Origin of the sequence: Alistipes sp. AF14-19 (genome assembly GCF_003461645.1) — a bacterium.
In the GTDB taxonomy this organism is placed as follows: Bacteria; Bacteroidota; Bacteroidia; order Bacteroidales; family Rikenellaceae; genus Alistipes; species Alistipes shahii.
The window spans coordinates 68289-88430 of sequence record NZ_QTXM01000005.1 but is presented as its reverse complement, the minus strand read 5'-3'; the positions used below and the strand labels follow the sequence as shown (position 1 = coordinate 88430).

The window sequence follows — 20142 nt, the reverse complement described above, 5'->3', positions numbered from 1 at the left end:
GGGGACTTTTCAGATTTCACGGTGCATTCCACACCGCCGGAAAAGCGGATCATTCGCCGTCAGGCTCGATGTAGATCTGGAAAATCAGCGGCGAGAAGGACGGAATGTCGGTATAGACCTCGGTCGTGGTTACGGTCTCGCCCGAATCGTAATTGCCGCCGTAGCCCCCGTAATAACCGCCGTAATAGCCGTAGTTGCCCAGACCGCCGTAGCCGTAGTAATCGTTGTAATAACCGCCGTAATAGCCGTTATTGCCGTAATACATCTGCGAATAGTTCAGGTAGTTCAGGTAATCGTAATAGCTCGACGTGTAGCCGTTCGAGGAGGTCGACGTACTCGAACCGCCGCTCTTGCCCGTCGTGCCGTAGGCATTGGTCGACGTGGTGACCAGCGTCGCCCACTGCCCGTATTTCAGATGCGGGACGATGTAATAGAACGCGGTTATCAGATCGGGATTCTGCACGTCGTACGAGTGCGCCGAACCGGTTTTGCGCACCTCGCCGTAGATGATCTGCTTCACCTCGTCGATGTTCGTGTCGAAGATGAACCCGTCGAGGAAACGGCCGATATACCAGATCTTGGCCGTACCTTCCATGCCGACCGAATCGGCGTCGAGGTCCGCAACGCCCTTGTAGGCTTCGTAGTCGTCGCCCTCGCCGTGGAAACGCTTCACGAGCGCCTCGGCGATCTTCTTCTCCAGATCGGAGCCGTTGTAGGGTTCGAACCCGACGTTATACGGCTCGTTGCGTTCGCTGCCGACGGGAAACGAGAAGGTGAACCTGTCGCCGGCAAGTTCCTTGGCCGGGTCGTAGCGCACGTCGACATAGAGCTGCGCCACGGTATCGCAGGCGCTCACCCACCGCTCGGCACGGTTGTAGGGATGTTTCGCATCCTCGGGATCGGTCGGGCGTTTCTCCGAATCGTCCTCGCCGTCCTTGGTGAACATCACCATTCCGCCGTTGGCCTCGCAGAAGGCGTCCACCAAGGAGCCTTCGGCCTCCAGCGGGTTCTTCACCGTATCGCAGATCTCCATATCGACGATGAGCGGACGCTTGGCGCTCAAGTCGAACTGCCCCTCGTAGCCGCCGTCGCCCTCCACGCCGTTGCCGACGATGCGCGAGGGAAGGTAGAGCCGCACCCTGGAGCCTTCGCGCAGCAGGAACTCGGGATCGACTCCCTTGCCGGCGGCATAGTCCGGATCGAGGTGCAGCGTATTGCGCATGGCCAGGAAAGTGCCCTCCATCAGGCTCGTATTCTCCGTGCCGCAGTAGCGGTAGAAGGGAACGTAGTGGGTGTATTTGGTGAACGTGCCGAGCTGGCGGGCTTCATTGGCACGGCGCGTAAGCACGATGTTGCCGCTCAAATCGCGGCCCGAGAAGTCGAACTTCACCCAGCAGGCAGTGTCGTTCACCGGCTTGGCGTCGGGATTCCCGGCAGCGAGGATTTCGACGTAATAGCCGCCTTCGGGCTGGTAATTTTTCAGCAGCTCCCGGCGGTTCTGCGTCATCCACGCCTCAAGGGCCTGGTTCTCGAATTTGTCATACGACTCGGTCTGCTCCTTGGCGCAGGATGTCAGCAGCATGATGCCGGCTGCCGAGAGGTAGAGAAAACGGGTGATCAACTTCATATCTTGTTATACAATTCTATAAATTCGGTGTTCTGTCTATTCGTCGTACTCCACGCTTTCGACCGTGAAAAACCACGCGACGGGGCTTTCTCTCGGAATCGTGCTCACATATTTGTCCCCGTAAGCCATATTGTAGGTCATGTAGGCTTCGACGACGTCGCCTTCGCGACAACCAAGTAACGCATGCCGCAGCCCGTTTAGTATGTCGCCGCGCATATCGAGCGTCAGCGGTTCGAACGACCACGCTCCGGGCGTCAGCCCCATGTCCTCGTAGGCCTGCTGCAAGGCGGGATCGTTCGAGTAGAACGGAAAGGTCGAATCGGTGATGTTCGAGAAGGCGAAGACGTAGGCCCGGAAGGTGATGGTCGCTTTCGCGGCGGCGGTGACCTCCGGAAGCTCGCTCCGCCCGTCCCGGTAGAAATTGTCGATATACCGGTAAACCGTGCTGCCCGACATGGTGTAGAACCGCTGCTGGCTCCCGGTCTCGACCTGCGACTCCGGGATCAGCGCCGGGGAGTGCGTCCTCTCAAGATACGAGACGATCTTCTGGCGCTGTTCGGGAAGGATGTCCTCCTCCTCCGAGCAACCGCAGAACAGCAGGGGCAGGGCGAAAATCAATGTGGCGAATATTCGTTTCATCGGCATATAATCGTGCAAATTTACAAAAACAATCCGATTTACGAACAAGAAACGTAAAAAATCGCCCGCTTTGCATGCGGGCGTACTTGAAAAGATCAGAAAAACCGGCTATCCCTTTTTCCGGTAATAGTCCTTGTGCGGGTCCTTAAGCCGCTGCAACCTGCGCTGCTTCCACACGATAACGATGGCTGTCAGCACAATAGCCGCGACAAAGAAGCCGAACAGAATCAAAATGAATCCAAGCGGAATGTCTTCCATAGAGGCGAATTAAAATGAGGCGTTTTGTTAGGCGACGCAAATATAAGACAAAATAGATCCAAAACAAAATGCCGGGAGACTTTCAGACCTATTTTCCAAAAGTTTACGGTTTCCGACCACACATGCGGCATATCCGCACTTCCGGAATGGCGGATTCAGAGTTTTTTCAACGCCATTCGGATCAGCTCCTCGACCGGAGCCGCGGGAGATTCGCGCAGAACGCCCCGCAGAACCTTCTCGGCCGGGGCGCGGGCGAAGCCCAGCATGGACAGCGCCGCAAGGGCCTCGTCGAAGCTCCCGCCCGCCCCGGGCTGCGCCCCTCCGTCGTCGGCGCCCGGCGCCATGAGCTTGCCGCTCAACTCGACGATGATCTTCTGCGCCGTCTTGAGGCCCAGCCCCTTGACGTTTTTCAGCAGCACGGCGTTGCCCGCCGTGATGATTCCCTGCAACTCGCGCGGCGAATAAGTCGAAAGGATCATACGCGCCGTGTTGCCGCCCACGCCCGAAACGCTGATCAGCAGGCGGAACAACTCGCGCTCGGCCTTGGTCGAGAAGCCGTAGAGCAGCTGCGCATCCTCGCGCACGACGTAATGGACGTAGAGCCGGGTCTCGGTCTCGTGTTCGATCGCGGAGTAGGTTTCGAGCGAAATATGGAGGTAGTAGCCCACCCCGCCGACGTCGATAACTGCGTAAGCGGGAGCCACTTCGGCGACTGTGCCCTTGATGTATTCGTACATGTGTTTCAAATTTTGCTGCGGGTTGGGCAAAAGTAAAGATTTTTTTTTACCTTTGTGTCTCAAATGCTGAATAATTAACTAAACAAACCAAAAAACGATATGAAAAAAACTCTCTTTCCGGCGCTGGCTGCGGCTCTCGTCCTCGCGGCCTGCGGCACGAAGACCACCGGGCAGGCCGAAGTTGCGGCCGAGGCGGCGGCGCAGCAGGTTGTTTCGAGCGACATCGCATACGTTCAGGTCGAAGCCGTGCTGGCCCAGTGCGACCTCTACAAGAACGAAGGCGTAGCGCTTCAGGAGAAGACCGAGAAGGCGCAGAAGAGCTGGGCGCAGCGCGAACAGAACCTCCAGGCCGAAGCCGCCCAGTTGCAGCAGAAGTACGAAAAGGGACTGATCACCTCGCGCGACGCGCAGGCACAGCAGGAGAGCATCCAGAAGAAGGTGGCCTCCTACCAGAGCAACGCCCAGAAGGAGGCCCAGACGCTCGACGAGGAGAACTACGTGTTCACCAACCGCGCCCAGGACCTGCTGCACCGCGCCGTGCAGGAGATCAACAGCGGCAAGAAGTACAAACTGATCCTCAACGCCTCGGCGCTGATCGACGCGGACACGACGCTCAACATCACCCCCGCCGTGCTGGCGAAGGTCAACGAGCTGTATGCCGCCGACAAAAAGGCCGAGAAGAAGTAGCCCCGCCCGCGAAAAACAAAAAAACCGGCTTCCCCGCACGGCGGAAGTCGGTATTTTTTATATCTTGGGCGTCGTAACGACACTGTCGGAAAGTCGCGGCGTTTTGCCGAATCGCATGCGGTCCGGTTTTGCAGCGGCCCAACTTTTTCGTATCTTTGTGCGATAACTGAAACCTGATAAATTTTCTGATACACGATGGGATTCGTTCCGTTCACATTCGTCGACCTGATAGACATCATTCTGGTGGCCGTGATCATGTACTGGATTTACCGCATGACCAAGGGAACCAATGCGCCGTACATTCTCTCGGGAATCATTGCCGTCTACCTGCTGTGGGTGGTCGTCCGGGCGCTGAACATGGAGCTGCTGTCGACGATCCTCGGACAGCTGATCTCGGTGGGAGCCATCGCGCTGATCATCGTCTTCCAGCCCGAACTGCGGCGCTTCCTGCAGATGATCGGCATGCGCCAGAAACATTTCAACTTCATCACCCGCATCTTCTCGACGGGCGAGGACACCGTGCAGACCAACGTCGTGCCGATCGTCACGGCCTGCCGCGAGATGTCCGAGACGAAGACCGGGGCGCTCATCGTCATCGGTCAGCAGAGCGACCTGCGGCTGATCGCCGAAGGCGGCATCGCCCTCGACGCCAAGGTGTCGACGTCGCTGATCAAGAACATCTTCTTCAAGAACGCCCCGCTGCACGACGGCGCGGCGCTGATCGAGGGCGACCGGATCGTGGCGGCCAAGTGCATCCTCCCGGTGACGCAGAGCGACGTGCCCAAGTCGTTCGGCACGCGGCACCGCGCGGCGATCGGCATGAGCGAGATTTCGGACGCCATCATCGTCGTCGTCTCGGAGGAGACGGGCGACATCTCGATCGCACAGGGCGGCGAAATCCGCCTGAACATCGACCCCGTGCGGTTGCAGCAGACCCTGCAACGCTACCTGACGATCAACACGCGCAAACGCTCGAAAAAGGAGGTCGCCGAATAAGCGGCACCGGATTCAGGGGCGGCAGAAGGTTTCCGGACCGGCCATTCCGTTCCGCGCTTCCGCAACACTCCCCGAACACCCAAAATAAGCAAGTATGCTTTACCCGTCCCGAACGGCCCGCCTCGCACTGCGCGCATGGCGGGAGGAAGACCAGCCGGCTTTCGCCGCCATGAACGCCGACGAGCGGGTCATGGAGTATTTCCCCGCGACGCTCACCGCCGAAGAGTCGGCCGACCTGCTCGACCGCATCCGCGACGAGTTTTCGACCGAAGGATTCGGTCCGTATGCCGTCGAACGTCTTTCGGACGGAGAGCTGCTGGGATTCACCGGACTGCACCGCGTGACGTTCTCCGGCGGGCTGGAGGGCCAGGTCGAGATACTCTGGCGGCTGCGGCACGACGCCTGGGGCCAGGGTTACGCCACTGAGGCGGCCCGGGCATGCATCGCACACGCCGCGAAACTCGGCATTCCGGAACTGGTCGCCTTCACGTTCGTCGGAAACGGGCGTTCCCGGCGCGTGATGCAGAAGCTCGGCATGACGTGCGTCGGAGAGTTCGACCACCCCGCCCTGCCCGAGGGGCATCCCCTGCGCAGGCACGCCCTCTATCGCATCCGGACCGAACAATGAAAAAGTCCGCGACCTGTCAGAGGTCGCGGACTTCTCCTTTCCGGCTGCGGAATCATTTCAACTCGAATTCCACCGTGCCGCGAATATCGTCCGACGCGGCGCCCACATAGGCCGTGAACGCGCCCGGCTCGGCCACCCACGCACCCTTTGCGTCGTCGTAGTACTGCAACATCCCGGGGGTGATCTCGAAAGTCACGGTCCGCGTCTGCCCGGGATTCAGCGAAACTTTCTGAAAACCTTTCAGCTCCTTCACGGGACGCGGCAGCGACGACTGCTCGTCGCCGATGTAAAGCTGCACGACCTCGGCGCCCGCACGGTCGCCCGTGTTGGTCACGTCGGCCGAAATACGGATGCTGCCGTTCGGGGCGAGCGTCGTACGGTCGGCCTTCACGTTGCCGACGGCGAAGGCGGTGTAGCTCAACCCGTGGCCGAAGGCGAACAGCGGCTTGAGCTGCTCCTTGTCGTGCCAGCGGTAACCGACGAAGATGCTCTCGTTATACTTCACCTTGTCCGCGCCCGGGTATTCGCCCAGCGCATGCGCGCCGTTGTCCTCCAGCCGCACGGGGAACGTGAAGGGCAGCTTGCCCGAAGGGTTCACCGCACCGAACACCACGTCGGCAAGCGCATTGCCCGCCTCGGAACCCGAGAACCACGCCTCCAGCACCGCCGGAACACGGTCGATCCACGGCATCGCCACGGCGTTGCCCGAGACGATCACCACCGCCAGATTGGGATTGGCTTCGGCCAGCGCCCCGATCACTTTGTCCTGCGCATACGGCAGGCCGTATTGCAGGCGGTCGTCGCCTTCGCAGTCCTGGTGGTTGCTCTTGTTCAGCCCCCCGACGAAGATCACCGCGTCGGCCTTGCGGGCCGCGGCCGCGGCATCGGCGATCAGCTGCGCCTCGGAACGGCTCTCGCTCAAATCCTGCCCGGTCTTCACCCCGTTGTAGTCGCCCGTCACGTCGCCGACGTAGCCGCGTTCGTAGATCACCTCGGCTTTGCCGGCCGCAGCGGCGCGGATGCCTTCGAGCGGCGTATATTCGTGCCGCACCTTGAGCGACGAGGAGCCGCCGCCCACGGTCATCATCTTGATCGCATTCTCGCCCACGACGGCGATGGTCTTCGCACGCCCGAGGTCGATGGGCAGCACCCCGCCCTCGTTTTTCAGCAGCACCATGCCCTCGCCGGCGATACGGCGCGCAGCGGCCAGATGTTCGGGCGAATTGAGCGACCCGAACGGTTTGCGGGTGTTCATCGCCGTGCGGAAAATCAGCCGCAGCACCCGGCGCGCCTTGTCGTCGAGCGTCGCCGTCGAAGCCTCGCCCTTGCGGAGCATATCGAGGTAGGGGGCGGCGAGGTAATAGTTGTCGTAGGCGTTGCTGGCACCCCAGCTCAAACCGTCGGTCCACGAACCGAACTCCATGTCGAGACCGTTCTCGGCGGCCTGCTTCGTGTCGTGCGTGCCGCCCCAGTCGGAGACGACCACGCCGTCGAAGGCCCAGTCGCGTTTCAGAATGTCGTTCAGCAGGTAGCGGTTGTGGCAGCAATGCTCTCCCTTGTATTTATTGTAGGCGCCCATGACGGCCCATGCGCCGCCCTCCTGAACGGCGGCTTTAAACGCCGGGAGATAGATCTCGTTCAACGCACGGTCGTCGACCTCGACGTCGATGCCGTGGCGGTGGGTCTCCTGGTTATTGAGTGCGAAATGTTTCACGCAGGCGGCAACGCCGTTCTTCTGCACCTCCTCGATGTAGGGAACGACCATCCGCGAGGAGAGGTAGGGGTCCTCGCCCATGTACTCGAAATTGCGGCCGTTGAGCGGCGTGCGGTAGATGTTCACGCCGGGTCCCAGCAGGATGTCCTTCTCGCGGTAGCGCGCCTCCTCGCCGATGGATTTGCCATACAGCGCCGACATTTCGGGATTCCACGTCGCGGCAAGGCACGTCAGCGCCGGGAAAGCCGTGCAGGAGTCGTTCGTCCAGCCGGCCTGATCCCATTCGTCCCACAGGACCTCGGGGCGGATGCCGTGAGGGCCGTCGGTGCACCACACCTCGGGAATGCCCAGGCGCGGAACGCCCGCCGACGAGAATTTCGACTGCGCATGCAGGATGGCGACCTTCTCTTCGAGGGTCATGCGCGAAAGGGCGTCTTCGACCCGCTTTTCGATCGGCTGCGACTCGTCGAGGTAGACGGCGACGCTGCCCTGCGGCCCCGGCCCGCCTCCGCAGGCGACCGCCGCCAGGGCGCACAGCCCGGCGAGACTCTTCAACAGAATTTTATTTTTCATGTCTGGAATGGATTAGTGCATATTCACAAACGGAGTGCACAGTCGAGAGGCCGCGCACTCCGTTTGCAAAATTAACGATTATTTCTTAACCAGCGACAAAACGGGGTTGTCTTTTCCCGCCGTCACGTCGAGTGTCAGACGATAGGTCGCGCCCTCCTCAAGGGTGACTCCCGAGGCGATCTCGATGTTGCCGTCCCCGGCGATCGAGAAGAACGCCTCGGCGCCCGGCGCCAGCGTGAAGGCTCCCAGACCGTCCCAGCCGCGGTTCCGGAAGAACTTGCCGCTCCAGCCGCTCACGCGGAAACGCTGTCCGAGGGTCGTGCTGCCTTCCAGACCCGCCTGGGCCGTCATCGTGTAGATGCCGGGAGCGGATTCGGGCACGCAGACGCCCTTTTCGGTGGTCCAGCCCGGTTCGTTCACGGCCGCGGGCGAACCGATGCCGTAGCCGATGAAATAAACCGCCCCGTGGCCGTCGTCGCTCAACGTGGCAAGCCCCGAGCCGTCGGCGTTGAGCACCAGCGCATCAATCACCCGGGTCGCCAGATTGGCCGTGATGCGGTATTTGCCCGTGACGGGGACCAGCTTGACGCTCGTCGCGGAGGCCGCCTCGAAGAAGTCGGGATTGATCCACGCCGGCGTGAAGGCGTCGGCGCCGCCCAGCGTCAGCGTCTGGCCCTGCGTCAGGTCGAGGTCCAGCTGGTAGTTGTCCACGTCGAGCTGGGCCATCGGCGTTCCGTTGACGGTGATGTCGGCGGGCGGAAGCTCCTGCTCGCCCACTTTCTCGACGGTCAGCACCGCGGCCATCGTGCCGCCTGAAACGTCGATCGTGAAGCGGTAGATACCGCCCAAGTCGAGCGTCTTGCCCTCGGCAAGCCCCAAGTTGCCACCGTCGGAAATCTCGATCAAATCGCTGGTAGTGGTCAGGACCCCGTAGGGATTGGCAAACGAGGCATCCGTCTTACCCAGGAATTCGCCCTTGTCCCAGTCCTTCGGCCAGAAGAACTTGAAGTCGAAGTTCGAAGCGTTGATCGAAACGCCGGCCACCAGCGAGATCTGGAATTTCTTGTCCGCAACGCGAGCCAGACACAAGCCCGTGGAGCCCATATCCCAACCGTCGCCGTTCTTGATGACGGGTTTGCCGATACCGGCTCCGACCGTCCAGATCGCATTGCCCGAACCGTCGGCGGCGAGCGACGCATACTCCGTGGCCGACTTCATGGCCTCGATACGCAGGTAGCTGTGTTTGAAATTGGCCGTCACCTTGTACATGCCCGTCATCGGCAGGAAGGTCAGCGTCTCGGGATCGGAAACATCGGCGCGTTCGAAGAAGTCGCGGTCCACATCCCAGTCGGCGAAGTCCGAAACGCCCGTCAGCGTGTAGGTCCGGCCCTCGGTCAGCGTGGTGACGATGCTGTAATTGTCATTGTCGACCATCGTCATCTCCGTCTCGCCGAAGAGCAGCTTGATGAAAGGAGACCCCTCGAAGGTCAGCAGGTTGAAGGTGATCGTGAACTCCCCGGCATTCGAATTGGCGAAGGGAATGGCGTCGGTGGAATCGGAGACGATGCCGCCGGCCCCGGAGTCGTAGCCGAAGGTCACCACCGAGCCAGCGGCGTCGAGTTCGGGCGTCGCGATGTAGCCCTGCGGCTTCTGCGGGAACTCGTCCGTCACGGCGTATTCGTAGTCGTTACCCGTAGGCTCCATGCGGTACTCCGCGTCATCGAGGAAGAACGTCAGGTAGGCGGGCTTGGGACGCGATACGGCGAGCGGCCGGTCGACGGTCGTCGTTCCGAAGCGCACGTTCTGCCCCACAAAGCGCAGCGTGGCCTCGCCGTCGGGAATGTTCTTGTAGAAGGGAAGCGTCACAGCCCCCGTGTAGGTTCCGTCGCTTTTGGTGCGGATCACCTCCTCGGCGACCATCTCGTCGTCGAAGAATACCTGCGCCTTGAGCGTCGAGAGCGCATAGCGGTCGGTCATCGTCACCTCGAAGTCGACCTTGCCGCCGTAGACGCCCGACGCATCGGCCGAAACGACGGTCATCTCGGGACCGACGTCGGTGGTGAGCAGTTCGGGATCGTCCTTGCACGCCGTCGTCGAGGCAGCGACGAGCAGCGACAGTGCGATGTATTTCAGCGTTTTCATGTTCTGCGAATTTTAAAGGTTAGTTTTCGGCTCCGGCGCCCCAGCGGAACGAGGCGATCGACTTGGCCGGGATGGTGTATTTGAACGAACGGTCGGCGTTTTCATACACGGCGACGGTCTGTTCGCCGGCGCTCCTGTTGAGCGCCACGAAGGCTTTCGATCCGTCGGGATTCCGGAAGGCCAGGTAGGTCAGCCCCGACGCCGTGTAACCCGACGCGCCGATGCGCACGGCACCCGGCCGGATGACCTTGGCGCACTGGGCCAGGTCGTAATAGTGGCTGTTGTACTTGAGCGTCTTGTAATCCGACGAACTGATCTCGATGGCCCCGTAGCAGGTCGTACAGCCTCCAGGACGGTTCGGAGCGCCCTTGTCGTCGAGCATCAGGTTCCACAGCAGAACCCCTTTGCCGTAGCGGCTCAGCGTCCCCAGGAAGATCGACTCGAAGTCGTCGATCACGCAGCTCTCGAAATTGTAGTTCCACGTGCCGATCGAGGCCTCGGTGAAGTAGATCGTCTTGTCGGGCGCGGCGGCGCGGATGTTGTCCAGCTCGCTCACGCTGCCCCCGTAGTTGTGCCAGGCCGAGCCATCGACCCACTGCGCAGCATCGGCGTCGGCGTAGATGTTGAGCGGGTAGTTCTGCTGGCCGGCGACGTTATCGTAGTTGTAGTTGTGGTCGTAGCAGAGGATCTTGGTGTCGATGCCCGCCTTGCGGAATGCCGGGCCGAGCTTCTTGACGAAGGCCAGCTGGTCCTCCCACGGCATGTAGAGCGACATCGAATTGCCCTTGTTCAGCGGCTCGTTCTGCATCGTGATGGCGTAGATCGGGAATCCGTTCTCCTCCATCTCGGTCACCCACTGCACGAAATACTCGGCGTAATCGTCGTAATAGGCGGGATTGAGACGCCCGCCGGTCCACGAATCGTAGGGTTTCGAGGGGTCGGCGACCGTGCCCTTCATCCATTTGGGGCACGACCACGGCGAACCCATGATCTTGATTTCGGGATTGATCTCCAGAATCTCTTTCAGCACCGGAAAGATGCCATCCTTCTCCACGGCGGGAATGGCGAAGAATTCGATGCCCTCCCGGTCGCAGCAGGTGTATTCGTCCATCGAGAAGTCCGAGCCGCCGATATGCACGCGGATAAAGCTGAAACCGGCTCCGGTCTCGGGGTCGAAGCACTTCCGGAGGATCGCCGTGCGGTCGGCCTGCGACATTTGCAGCAGGTTGTAGCACGTGGCGCCGGTGATGGCCGGGCCGAAACCGTCGACGGTCTGGTAGGTCGTCGAGGGGTCGATCGTGACCCGGTAGGGCGACATCGAGACCTTCGAGTAGTCGAGTCCCTCCTCCGTGAACAGGCGGTTGCCGTCGGCCGAGGTGACGTAGGCGAGAACATCGCCCGTCACGGGCGAGGGATCGGGGCCAGGACCGGGAGCCGGCGTGTCGCCATCGTTCCCGCTGGAACAGCATACGGCTCCGGCGAGCAGCAGCGGGCAGGTCAGCAGGCGCAGGTTGTTATTGATCGTAAATTTCATGGCAGAATCGCAATTTTAAGGTTAATAGCCCAGGTTTTGTTCGATGTTGGTGTTATCCTCCAGCACTGAAGTCGGCACCGGCATCAGCACGCGGTTGTCGTTCATCGCGCGGCGGGTCTGGAAGTAGGAGTCGTAGGACGCCGAGCCTTTGATGTTGACGCCGTCGCAGATTTCGAACAGTTTCGAATAGTCGTCGCCGTAACGCATCAGGTCGAACCAGCGGAAGCCCTCCATGGCCAGTTCCAGACGGCGTTCGTGGAGCACGGCTTCGCGCATCAGGTCGGCCGACGCGCGCTGCGCCGCAGTCAGCTTGCCAATGCCGGCGCGGCCGCGGATCTCGTCCACGATGTCGGCGGCGCCTCCCGGATCGTCCGTATTGGCCAGCGCTTCGGCATGCAGGAGCCGGATCTCGGCCAGACGCATCAGGTAAACCGGGGTCACGTTGGTCGGGAACTTGTGCATGAAAGCGTATTCGTCGCTCGGATAGTGGTACGACCAGCCGCATTCGTCGTAGACGACCGACGCATTCTTGCGCTCGGTGTCGCCCTCGGCGTCGTAAGCCTTCGTCAGGTTACGCGACGGCGTGCACCACTTGGCCCACGAGAAACTGTCGCCCGGGACATAGGCGTTGCGGTGGAACATCATCCACATCCACGAACCCGAGGTCTGGCTGGTCCACTGCACCTCGAAAATCGACTCGCGGGTGTTCATCGCAGCCATGCCCGTATCGCCGGTGGTGTAGGCCCACAGGTCGCCGTACTTGTCGCAAAGGCTGTACCCCATCCCTTCGACCGCTTCGCAGGCCGAGACGACCTTCGACCAGTCGCGGAACTCGCGCATGGAGTAGAAACGGGCCATCAGGCCGTAGGCGAAACCCTTGGTGATGCGGAACTTGTTCGAAGCGTCCATGTCGGGGGCGTATTTGCAGGCATACTCCTCGATGTCCTTGACGATCTGCTCGCCGACGGTCTGCTTCGACACGCGGGCCGGGAAATAGAGCGGATAGACCTCCTCGACGTTCCCGGCGTTGATGGCGGGCGGGATTTCGGTCAGCATCGGGATTTCTCCGAAAAGCTGCATCATGTTCATCCAGATATAGGCACGCCAGCAGAGCGCTTCGGAGAGCCACTCCTGATACTCCTTGTCGGTGAGCGACGGATCGTTCTCCTTCACCAGATCGATGTTGCAGATGACCTGGTTGGCATAGTCCACGGCGTTCATCGAGTAGTTCCACAGGTTCGAGGCGAATTCGTTGTCGCTGTCGATGTGGTTCGACTCGACGCTGACGACCTTCGTCTCGGCCATGTTGCCGCCGTAGGCATTGTCGGCGCGCGCCTCGGCGAGCGTGGTCAGCTGATACCAGTAGGTCTGAAGGTCGCCCTTCATGTAGTTGTACATGGCCGTAAGCTGGCCTTCGAGCAGTTCGCGGGTGTTGATGGCCGTCTCGCTGTCGCCCGTGCCGGAGGTGTTGTTCTCGGCATACATCGTCTCGGGGAATTTCTCAAGGCTGCACGACGTGGTGGCAACCCCCAGCGAGAGACCCGCGGCAATTAAAAATATCTTTTTCATAATCGGTTCTTTTTTCAGCGGTTAGAAAGTAAGATTCAGACCCACGACGACCGTGCGCACGTTGGGATAGGTTCCCCAGTCGATGCCCATTTGCGTGGCGCTTTCCGACTGGCTCACCTCGGGATCGTAGCCCGAATAGCCGGTCCAGGTGATGAAGTTCTGGAGCGAAATGTAAGGCTGGATGCGCGTGATGTTGATGCGCTTGAGCTTCGGCGAGGTGATGTCGTACGACAGGGTGATGTTCTTCACCTTGAGGTAGGAGCCATCCTCGACCCAGTAGGACGAATTCTTCACGTTCCAGGCGGGGTTGTCCGAGCGGAACACGTCGGTCTGCTGGCCCGGAATGCGCCAGCGCCGCAGGACCGTGGTGGTCTGGTTGTTGGCCGAAGCCATGCCCTCGGTCTCGATGCGCGAGGCGTTGAAAATGTCGTTGCCGTAGGAGCCCGTGATCAGAATGTTCAGGTTAAGCCCCTTCCACGAGAAGTTGTTGGTCATGCCGAAGGTGAACTTGGGATTGGCGTTGCCGATCCAGGTCTTGTCCAGCGGCGTGATCTCGCCGTCGCCGTTGCGGTCCTCGTAAACCAGGTCGCCCGTCTCGGGATCGACCCCCTTGGAGACATAGCCCCAGAACATCGAAAGCGGGTGGCCCGGAGTCATGCGCACGACGTTGTCGTTGGTCGCGTCGGAGGTCGTGGCGTAGTAGTATACCTGCTTCAGGTTGAGTTTTTCGACCTTGTTGCGGTTGAGCGAAACGTTCAGGTCGGTCGACCAGTTGAAATCCTTCCGGGCGATGTTGACCGACGAAAGGGTGATCTCGAAGCCCTGGTTCGACATCTCGCCGTCGTTGCGGTAGATGCTCGGATAGGGCGACGGCAGCGGCACGTCCATCAGCATGTCCTTGGTGTACTTGTAGTAATAGTCGAGCGACAGGTTCAGGCGGTTGTTCAGCAGCGCGAAATCGAGTCCGACATTGGTCTGCGAAGAGGTCTCCCACGTAAGGTCCTGATTCTTGATGTTCTTGCGACCGCCGACCGTCGGCACGGCCTGCGCGTTCTCGGTCAGCGTCCAGTCGTAGTAGTTGGTGCTGTACTGCTGCATCCAGCCGTACTCCGCCAGGCCCGCCTGGTTACCGGTCTGTCCCCAGCCGGCGCGCAGTTTCAGGTCGTTGATCCACGACACGTCGCGCAGGAACTTCTCTCCCGAGATACGCCACGCGGCCGAGAACGAGGGGAAGTAACCCCAGCGGTGGCCGGGAGCCAGCTTCGAGGAACCGTCGGCGCGGAAATTGGCCGTCACGAGGTACTTGCTGTCGTAGTTGTACGACACGCGCGCCAGATAGGACATGATCGACCACTCCGATTTGCCGTAGCTCTGGCCGCGGACGCCGCCGTTGTTACCGCCGTTCAGGTTGGGAATGGCGTTGTTGTTGGTCGAGGAGAAATAGGAGCGCGAGCCGCTCAACTGCTCCCACACGGAGGTCGTGGCCGACGTGCCGGCCATCACTTCGAGGCTGTGGCGGTCGAACGATTTGTTCCAGGTCAGGATGTTGTCGTAAATCATGCGCATATCGTCGGAACGGGTGTCCGAGGCGGTTCCGTGCTGCGTCCGTCCGTAGGAGGTGCGGATCGGGTCGAGGAACGACGACGAGTGGACCCAGCGGCGGTCCATCGAAACCGTCGACTTGAAGGTCAGATCCTTGGCCAGGTAGAACGTCAGGCCGCCGGAGAGCAGCAGGCGGTCGGTGACATCCTGGTTGTAATCCGTGCGGGCCATGTTCTCACGCGGCGAGGTGAGGTTGGCGCCGTAAAAATTATTGTAGAACTGCTGGGGATTCTCGGGGTCCCAGATCGGCGCGTAGGTCGGGGTCGTGATGGCCGACACCACCACGCCGGCGCGGTTGGCGCCCTGACCCGAGATGATCGTGCCCTTGGTGGTGTAGTGCGAGAAAGTCGTCGAGGCGTTGGCCGAAACCCATTTGAAAATCTTCTTGTCGAAGCTGGCCTTCACGTTGTAACGGTCCGAAGAAGTGGTGTTGATGATGCCCTTTTCGTTGGTGTAGCCGCCGCCGAGGTAATAGGACGAGTTTTCATCGCCGTTGGAGACCGAGAACTGGTAGTTCTGGTTGACGCCCGTCGAGTAGGTTTCGTCGAACCAGTCGGTCCGGTCGGTCAGATCGGCCGGAAGCCCCGACACGGCGCCGTTCTCCTCCATCAGGTCGCGGTACTGCCGGGCATTGAGCACGTCGTAGCTCTTGGTCACCTTCGAAATGCCGACGAAGGTCGAGAACGAAATCTCGGGGCCCCGTTTCCGGCTGCCCTGCTTGGTGGTGATGAGCACCACGCCGTTGGCGGCGCGCGAACCGTAGATGGCGGCCGACGAGGCGTCCTTCAGCACCTGCATCGACTCGATTTCGTTGGGAGAGAGGTAAGCGATGGCGTAGTTTCCTTCGCCCACGGGAACGCCGTCGACCACATAGAGCGGGTCGTTGCTCGACGAGATGGACGAAGCGCCGCGGACGCGGACCACCATGCCCTGTCCGGGCGAGCCGTTGGGCTGGATGACCTGCACGCCGGCGGCTTTGCCCTGAAGGGCGCCCGAGGCCGAGGTGATCGGGCGGCGGGCCAGGTCGTCGGTCTTGACGACCGAAACGGCCGTCGTGAGGTCCTTCTGCTTGACCGTGCCGTAACCGATCGCCACCACGGCGTCGAGGGCCACGGCGTCTTCGGCGAGTTTCACGTCGATCTTCGTGCGGCCGTTCACGGCGACCGTCTGCGAAACGAATCCGAGCGACTGGAAAATCAGGTTAGCAGAATTCCCCCCCCCTCGCAGTTTGAGGGAATAAGAGCCGTCCACGCCCGTCGTAGCGCCGTTCGTAGTTCCCTGCTCGATGATCGTGGCTCCGATAACGGGCTGTCCCGACTGGTCGGTGACCGTTCCCGTCACTGTCGGCGCCGACTGGGCGAAGGCCGCCGGCGCAAAGACGATCAGCATCGCCGTCAGTGCCAGCATCCACCCTCTCCGGCAGTCCGCTTGCAGTTTCTTGCAAAAATGTGCCATAGGAATTTAAGGTTTTTAAGTTTTAAGTTAATATTATAAATAGGTAAGGCGCAGTTCTTAAAAAATCGACACTTCATCGCCTTATTTCCGTTTAAATAAAAGTAACTATCCTCCGCGACATGAAAAAAAATTAAACAGCAAATTGTAAACTCAAAACCCGTTTATAAAAATACACCTACTTGATATTCAATATATTAATTATTTGACGATTGCAAAAAAAAGTAGATTGATCGGAATTTTCACAACCGCCTCGGAACCCTGGAAACGGCATATAATAAAATATTTTAAATAAATCCGGCTCCCGGAGCACGTTCCGTTCGCCGGGCCGGCCGCCTGTCCTGCCGGGAAAAACGGCCGGACGGTCCGACCGGCGGAAAGCGCGCCGCCCGGTATTGATTTTCCCGGGATTATTCCTATCTTTGGTGCCGTAACGACACTTTTATCAGCCGGAAAGTACCGCACCGTACCCGATTCGGTCTTGGAACCATCCGTCCTTTTTCCGATCTTTGTCAGGAACAAACCGTGAACCGTCCGCACATGAGAAACCTTCTGTCAACCGTACTGCTGCTCGCCGCAACGCTCGCCGCCTCGGCACAAAACGACCTGAAAAGCGTGCTTTCACAGCTCGACGCCACCCTTTCGCACCGGGACTCCTACATCGCCGGACGCGAACAGCGGATCGAATCGCTGAAAAACATCCTCCGGAAATCGGATTTCTCGGACGCCCAGCGCTACATCCTCAACCAGCAGCTGATCGACGAATACACCCCCTACCAGGCCGATTCGACCATCGACTACCTCTACCGCAACATCGCCCTGGCGACACGCATGAACGACGCGGGGCACCTCAACGAGAGCCGTATCCAGCTGGCCTACCTGTACAGTTCGGCGGGTATCTACCTCGAAGCGGCGAACATGCTGAAACTGGTCGACACCACGGCGCTGGACCGCAGGCAGCTGGTCGACTACTACATCGCCCGCCACAAACTCAACGACGAACTCCAGCTCTACTCCCACGACTCGGCGCAGGGACACGAATCGTGGCGGCTTACGGTGATCTACGCCCAGCTGATCGTGGAGAACACCGAACCGGAGTCGGTCACGCACCTCAACTTCCGGCTCCGCCAGGCGATCGGCGCCCGCGACTACCCGCAGGCCGTGGAGATTTCCGAACGGCTGTGCAGCACCCTGCAACCCCTTTCGCGCGAATATGCCGAGGCGTCGTACATGCGCGCCCTCGTGGCGGACCTGATGGACGACACGCCCACGGCGCAGGTGTGGTTCGCACGCTCGGCGATGACCGACATCCAGCTGGCGATCCGCGACAACGCCGCACTGAAAAGCCTCGCCAACACGCTGCTCGACGACGACAACATCCAGCGCGCCATGCGTTACATGCGGATCGTGATGGACGACGCACGGTTCTTCAATTCGCGGCTCCGCCCGTGGCAGGACGCACTGGCGCTGCACGTCATCGAAGAGGCCTACCGGGTCCGGCGGCAGCGGATGGACGCCATGTACAACATCTTCGTCGTGTCGATCGGCTGCTTCATGCTGCTGGCCCTCGGGGGCGTGGTCTTCGTCCTGCGGCAGAACCGCAAGCTGAACCTCGCGCGGCTCGAATTGCAGCAGGCCAACAACCGGCTCAACATCTCGAACAAAGACCTCCAGCACATCAACAAGCGACTGGCAGGACTGAACAGCCAGATTTCAGAGGCCAACGAAGTGAAGGAGGAGTATATCGGCATCTTCCTGACGATGTGCTCGGAGTACATCGACAAGATCATCGACTCGCGCCGCCACGTACGCCGCCTGCTGCGCGACGGCCGCGTCGACGAACTGCGGAAGGAGTACTCCCCGACCGACGGCGACAGCCGCGAACTGGAGGAGTTTTACCGCAACTTCGACACGACGTTCCTGCAACTCTACCCCACGTTCATCGAGGATTTCAACTCCCTGCTGGACAAGGAGGCGCGCATCGAGCCGAAAAAGGGCGAGCTGCTGACGACCGAGCTGCGCATCTTCGCGCTGATCCGGCTGGGCATCAACGACTCGTCGAAAATCGCCGCGCTGCTGCGTTACTCCGTGAGCACGATCTACAACTACCGGTCGAAGATCAAGGGGCACACGCTCGTCTCGCGCGACGATTTCGAGGAGCGGATCAAGACCATCGGGGCTTTCAGTCCGCAGCATCTCTGACCGTTTTCGCCCAGGGGGGGGCTCCTCCCGGAGCGATTCGAAGCGGCACAAAAAAAGCCCGCGGAGCATCCCGCGGGCTTTTCCAATACATGAATCGGAGAGGTTCCGGCCGGGCGCAAAACACGGGCGGGAATTCACCGTCCCGTTCCGGGAGGCAAACAACCTCGGATATTGCAAGGCGGCCCCTCCGGGGTCTCTGTTGCGGGACCGTTCCGGCCCCCGATGAATCGTCCCATGCGGGACCTCCTCCGGACGGGCGAAAAAAAGACCGCGGAAAGAATCCACGGTCTTCTATAACGGCGAGGTCTCCCCCCCCCTCCGGCGTTTCCGGACGGAGCGCGGAGGCTACTCGGCCTGCTGCTGCTCGGTCTGTCCGGCAGAGGGAATCTCGGCCTGCGGCATCGTAGCGGCGGCCTCGGATTCGATGACCCGCTCCTGAAGCGCCTTGGCGTCCTTCGAAATCTCCAAATTGCTGTCGGCGACCAGACCGCGGTCCATGGCCAACGTAGCCGCAAGGCTCAAAACCACGATGGCAATAGCCATCGACCAGGTGAATTTCTCCAGGAAGTTCGTAGTCTCGCGCACACCCATCACCTGGTTCGACGCGCCGAAATTGGCGGCCATGCCGCTCTTGGGGTTCTGCACCAATACCGCCAGGATCACCAGTACGCTCGCAACGAGTATCAGGGCAATGCAAATCGTGTATAACATATTACCTTAAATTTTAATATTGTTTTCTATTTTGCCAATAAGTTCGGCAAAGTAAACACTTTTTTCGGGATTTCGCAAACTTAATTTGCGATAAATCGCCACGGACTTGTCCCGAAGGCCTTGAGCGAGATAGATTTCGGCCAGCTCCTCGGTGACCACCTCGTCGTCGTCGTCCAGTTCGGGCTGCAGAACGACCTCCTCCTCGGGTTCGCCCTCGCCGGCGACGATGCGCAGGTCCTCTTCCTGAAGGAAACGGTCGATGATCTCCTCCGAGGAGAGCTGCGTGAGCGCCGAGGCGTCGACGGCGGCCCTGCGCAGCGAACTCTCGGCCCGCCACGGGGCCGTCAGCGCCACCCGTGGATCGGATTCGCCCGTAAGCGTCTCGCGCAGGATACGCCCCGGAAGGAACCACGGGAAGCGCACCGCAAGGTCCCCGGCTTCGGCAGCGGAAGGCGTCTCCGCCCGGCCGGGCGCCGCAAAGTATGTTTTCAGGTCGGACATCGCGCGTCGGAATTACCAGTTGGAGGCCGCGGCCTGGAAAATGTCGGTCACGATCTTGTCGACGATCTGGGGGATCAGCTCGCCTTCGACCTCCGTAAGCAGTTTCGTGGAGTCGTAGTCCTCGTAGGCCTGGAAGGTGCGGTTGAACGACATCTTCTCGTCGAGGGCGTTGGTGAAGCGCACCTTGACGGTGATCGTCAAGCGGTTGAGCAGGGCGTAGTCGTCGCTCGAAACCGAAGCCGTCGTCGAGGTATAGTTGACGATCTCGCCCTCGAAGGCGAAGTCGCCGCCCTCGTCGACCTGCATCAGGCGCGTGCGGCGCGTGAACATGTCGACCAGCGCCTCGGTGAGCGTGGAACTCAAAATCGGCGACACCATCGTGGCGTTGTTGGGGAAGTAGGCCACCGAAAAGGTCTTGGCGTCGGGCGGAATCGAGGCGCCCGACAGCGAGTATTTGATGGACACGCCGCAGCCGGTCATCACCGCGGCGATAGCCAGCAATGAAAAACGGAAAATGAAAAATGAAAAATTATCTCGGAATCTGCGCATTCTTTTAATTCTTAATTTTTA

The 20142-nt window shown here is 60.4% G+C and carries 16 protein-coding genes; 4 read left to right on the top strand and 12 right to left on the bottom strand.

All coding sequences use genetic code 11. The annotated features are described in order from the left end of the window. Positions 1–49: 49 nt before the first annotated feature. From DWW03_RS06415 to ruvA, 4 genes are all read right to left on the bottom strand, one after another. On the bottom strand, positions 50–1627 hold the full coding sequence (locus DWW03_RS06415) for an FKBP-type peptidyl-prolyl cis-trans isomerase (protein ID WP_118406512.1): 1578 nt from the start codon (positions 1625–1627) through the stop codon (positions 50–52). Between the two features lie 36 nt (positions 1628–1663). Continuing rightward, positions 1664–2266: a hypothetical protein gene (locus DWW03_RS06410; protein ID WP_118406543.1), complete on the bottom strand. Its 603-nt coding sequence runs from the start codon at positions 2264–2266 to the stop codon at positions 1664–1666. Between the two features lie 108 nt (positions 2267–2374). Then, a complete protein-coding gene (locus DWW03_RS16570) occupies positions 2375–2524 on the bottom strand; it encodes a hypothetical protein (RefSeq protein WP_022061217.1) in 150 nt (49 codons plus the stop codon). A 155-nt stretch (positions 2525–2679) separates the two neighbouring features. After that, positions 2680–3261, bottom strand: coding sequence for a Holliday junction branch migration protein RuvA (gene ruvA / locus DWW03_RS06405; protein ID WP_015545878.1), 582 nt, complete (start codon positions 3259–3261; stop codon positions 2680–2682). Positions 3262–3360: 99 nt separating this feature from the next. On the opposite strand from ruvA, the gene DWW03_RS06400 reads away from it, so the two are divergent. From DWW03_RS06400 to DWW03_RS06390, 3 genes are all read left to right on the top strand, one after another. Next, complete coding sequence (locus DWW03_RS06400) at positions 3361–3948, top strand: OmpH family outer membrane protein (protein WP_015545877.1); 588 nt, start codon at positions 3361–3363, stop codon at positions 3946–3948. Positions 3949–4143: 195 nt separating this feature from the next. Continuing rightward, positions 4144–4944: a diadenylate cyclase CdaA gene (cdaA, locus tag DWW03_RS06395; RefSeq protein WP_015545876.1), complete on the top strand. Its 801-nt coding sequence runs from the start codon at positions 4144–4146 to the stop codon at positions 4942–4944. 94 nt (positions 4945–5038) lie between these two features. Continuing rightward, positions 5039–5572 carry a GNAT family N-acetyltransferase gene (locus DWW03_RS06390; protein ID WP_022061215.1) on the top strand — a complete coding sequence of 178 codons (534 nt, stop codon included), beginning with the start codon at positions 5039–5041 and terminating at the stop codon, positions 5570–5572. Positions 5573–5624: 52 nt separating this feature from the next. Here the strand turns inward: DWW03_RS06390 and DWW03_RS06385 are convergent, their stop codons facing one another. The 5 genes from DWW03_RS06385 to DWW03_RS06365 form a co-directional block, all read right to left on the bottom strand. After that, positions 5625–7859, bottom strand: a complete 2235-nt coding sequence (locus DWW03_RS06385) for a glycoside hydrolase family 3 C-terminal domain-containing protein (RefSeq protein WP_118406511.1) — start codon at positions 7857–7859, stop codon at positions 5625–5627. A 78-nt stretch (positions 7860–7937) separates the two neighbouring features. Next, positions 7938–10001, bottom strand: a complete 2064-nt coding sequence (locus tag DWW03_RS06380) for a DUF5125 domain-containing protein (protein WP_022061213.1) — start codon at positions 9999–10001, stop codon at positions 7938–7940. Between the two features lie 19 nt (positions 10002–10020). Further along, on the bottom strand, positions 10021–11535 hold the full coding sequence (locus DWW03_RS06375) for a glycoside hydrolase family 30 protein (protein WP_022061212.1): 1515 nt from the start codon (positions 11533–11535) through the stop codon (positions 10021–10023). Between the two features lie 21 nt (positions 11536–11556). Further along, positions 11557–13104 carry a RagB/SusD family nutrient uptake outer membrane protein gene (locus tag DWW03_RS06370; protein ID WP_022061211.1) on the bottom strand — a complete coding sequence of 516 codons (1548 nt, stop codon included), beginning with the start codon at positions 13102–13104 and terminating at the stop codon, positions 11557–11559. Positions 13105–13125: 21 nt separating this feature from the next. Then, a complete protein-coding gene (locus DWW03_RS06365) occupies positions 13126–16161 on the bottom strand; it encodes a SusC/RagA family TonB-linked outer membrane protein (RefSeq protein ID WP_118406510.1) in 3036 nt (1011 codons plus the stop codon). Between the two features lie 537 nt (positions 16162–16698). On the opposite strand from DWW03_RS06365, the gene DWW03_RS06360 reads away from it, so the two are divergent. After that, positions 16699–18360 carry a DUF6377 domain-containing protein gene (locus DWW03_RS06360; RefSeq protein WP_118406509.1) on the top strand — a complete coding sequence of 554 codons (1662 nt, stop codon included), beginning with the start codon at positions 16699–16701 and terminating at the stop codon, positions 18358–18360. Positions 18361–18705: 345 nt separating this feature from the next. On the opposite strand, the gene secG is transcribed toward DWW03_RS06360, so the two are convergent. Genes secG through DWW03_RS06345 form a run of 3 tightly spaced genes read right to left on the bottom strand, consistent with a single transcriptional unit; the run spans position 18706 to position 20121 of the window. After that, a complete protein-coding gene (gene secG, locus DWW03_RS06355; RefSeq protein ID WP_015545868.1) occupies positions 18706–19071 on the bottom strand; it encodes a preprotein translocase subunit SecG in 366 nt (121 codons plus the stop codon). Positions 19072–19077: 6 nt separating this feature from the next. Then, positions 19078–19572, bottom strand: a complete 495-nt coding sequence (locus DWW03_RS06350; RefSeq protein ID WP_118406508.1) for a hypothetical protein — start codon at positions 19570–19572, stop codon at positions 19078–19080. Positions 19573–19584: 12 nt separating this feature from the next. Next, positions 19585–20121, bottom strand: coding sequence for an LptE family protein (locus DWW03_RS06345; RefSeq protein ID WP_022061206.1), 537 nt, complete (start codon positions 20119–20121; stop codon positions 19585–19587). Between the last annotated feature and the right edge of the window lie 21 nt (positions 20122–20142).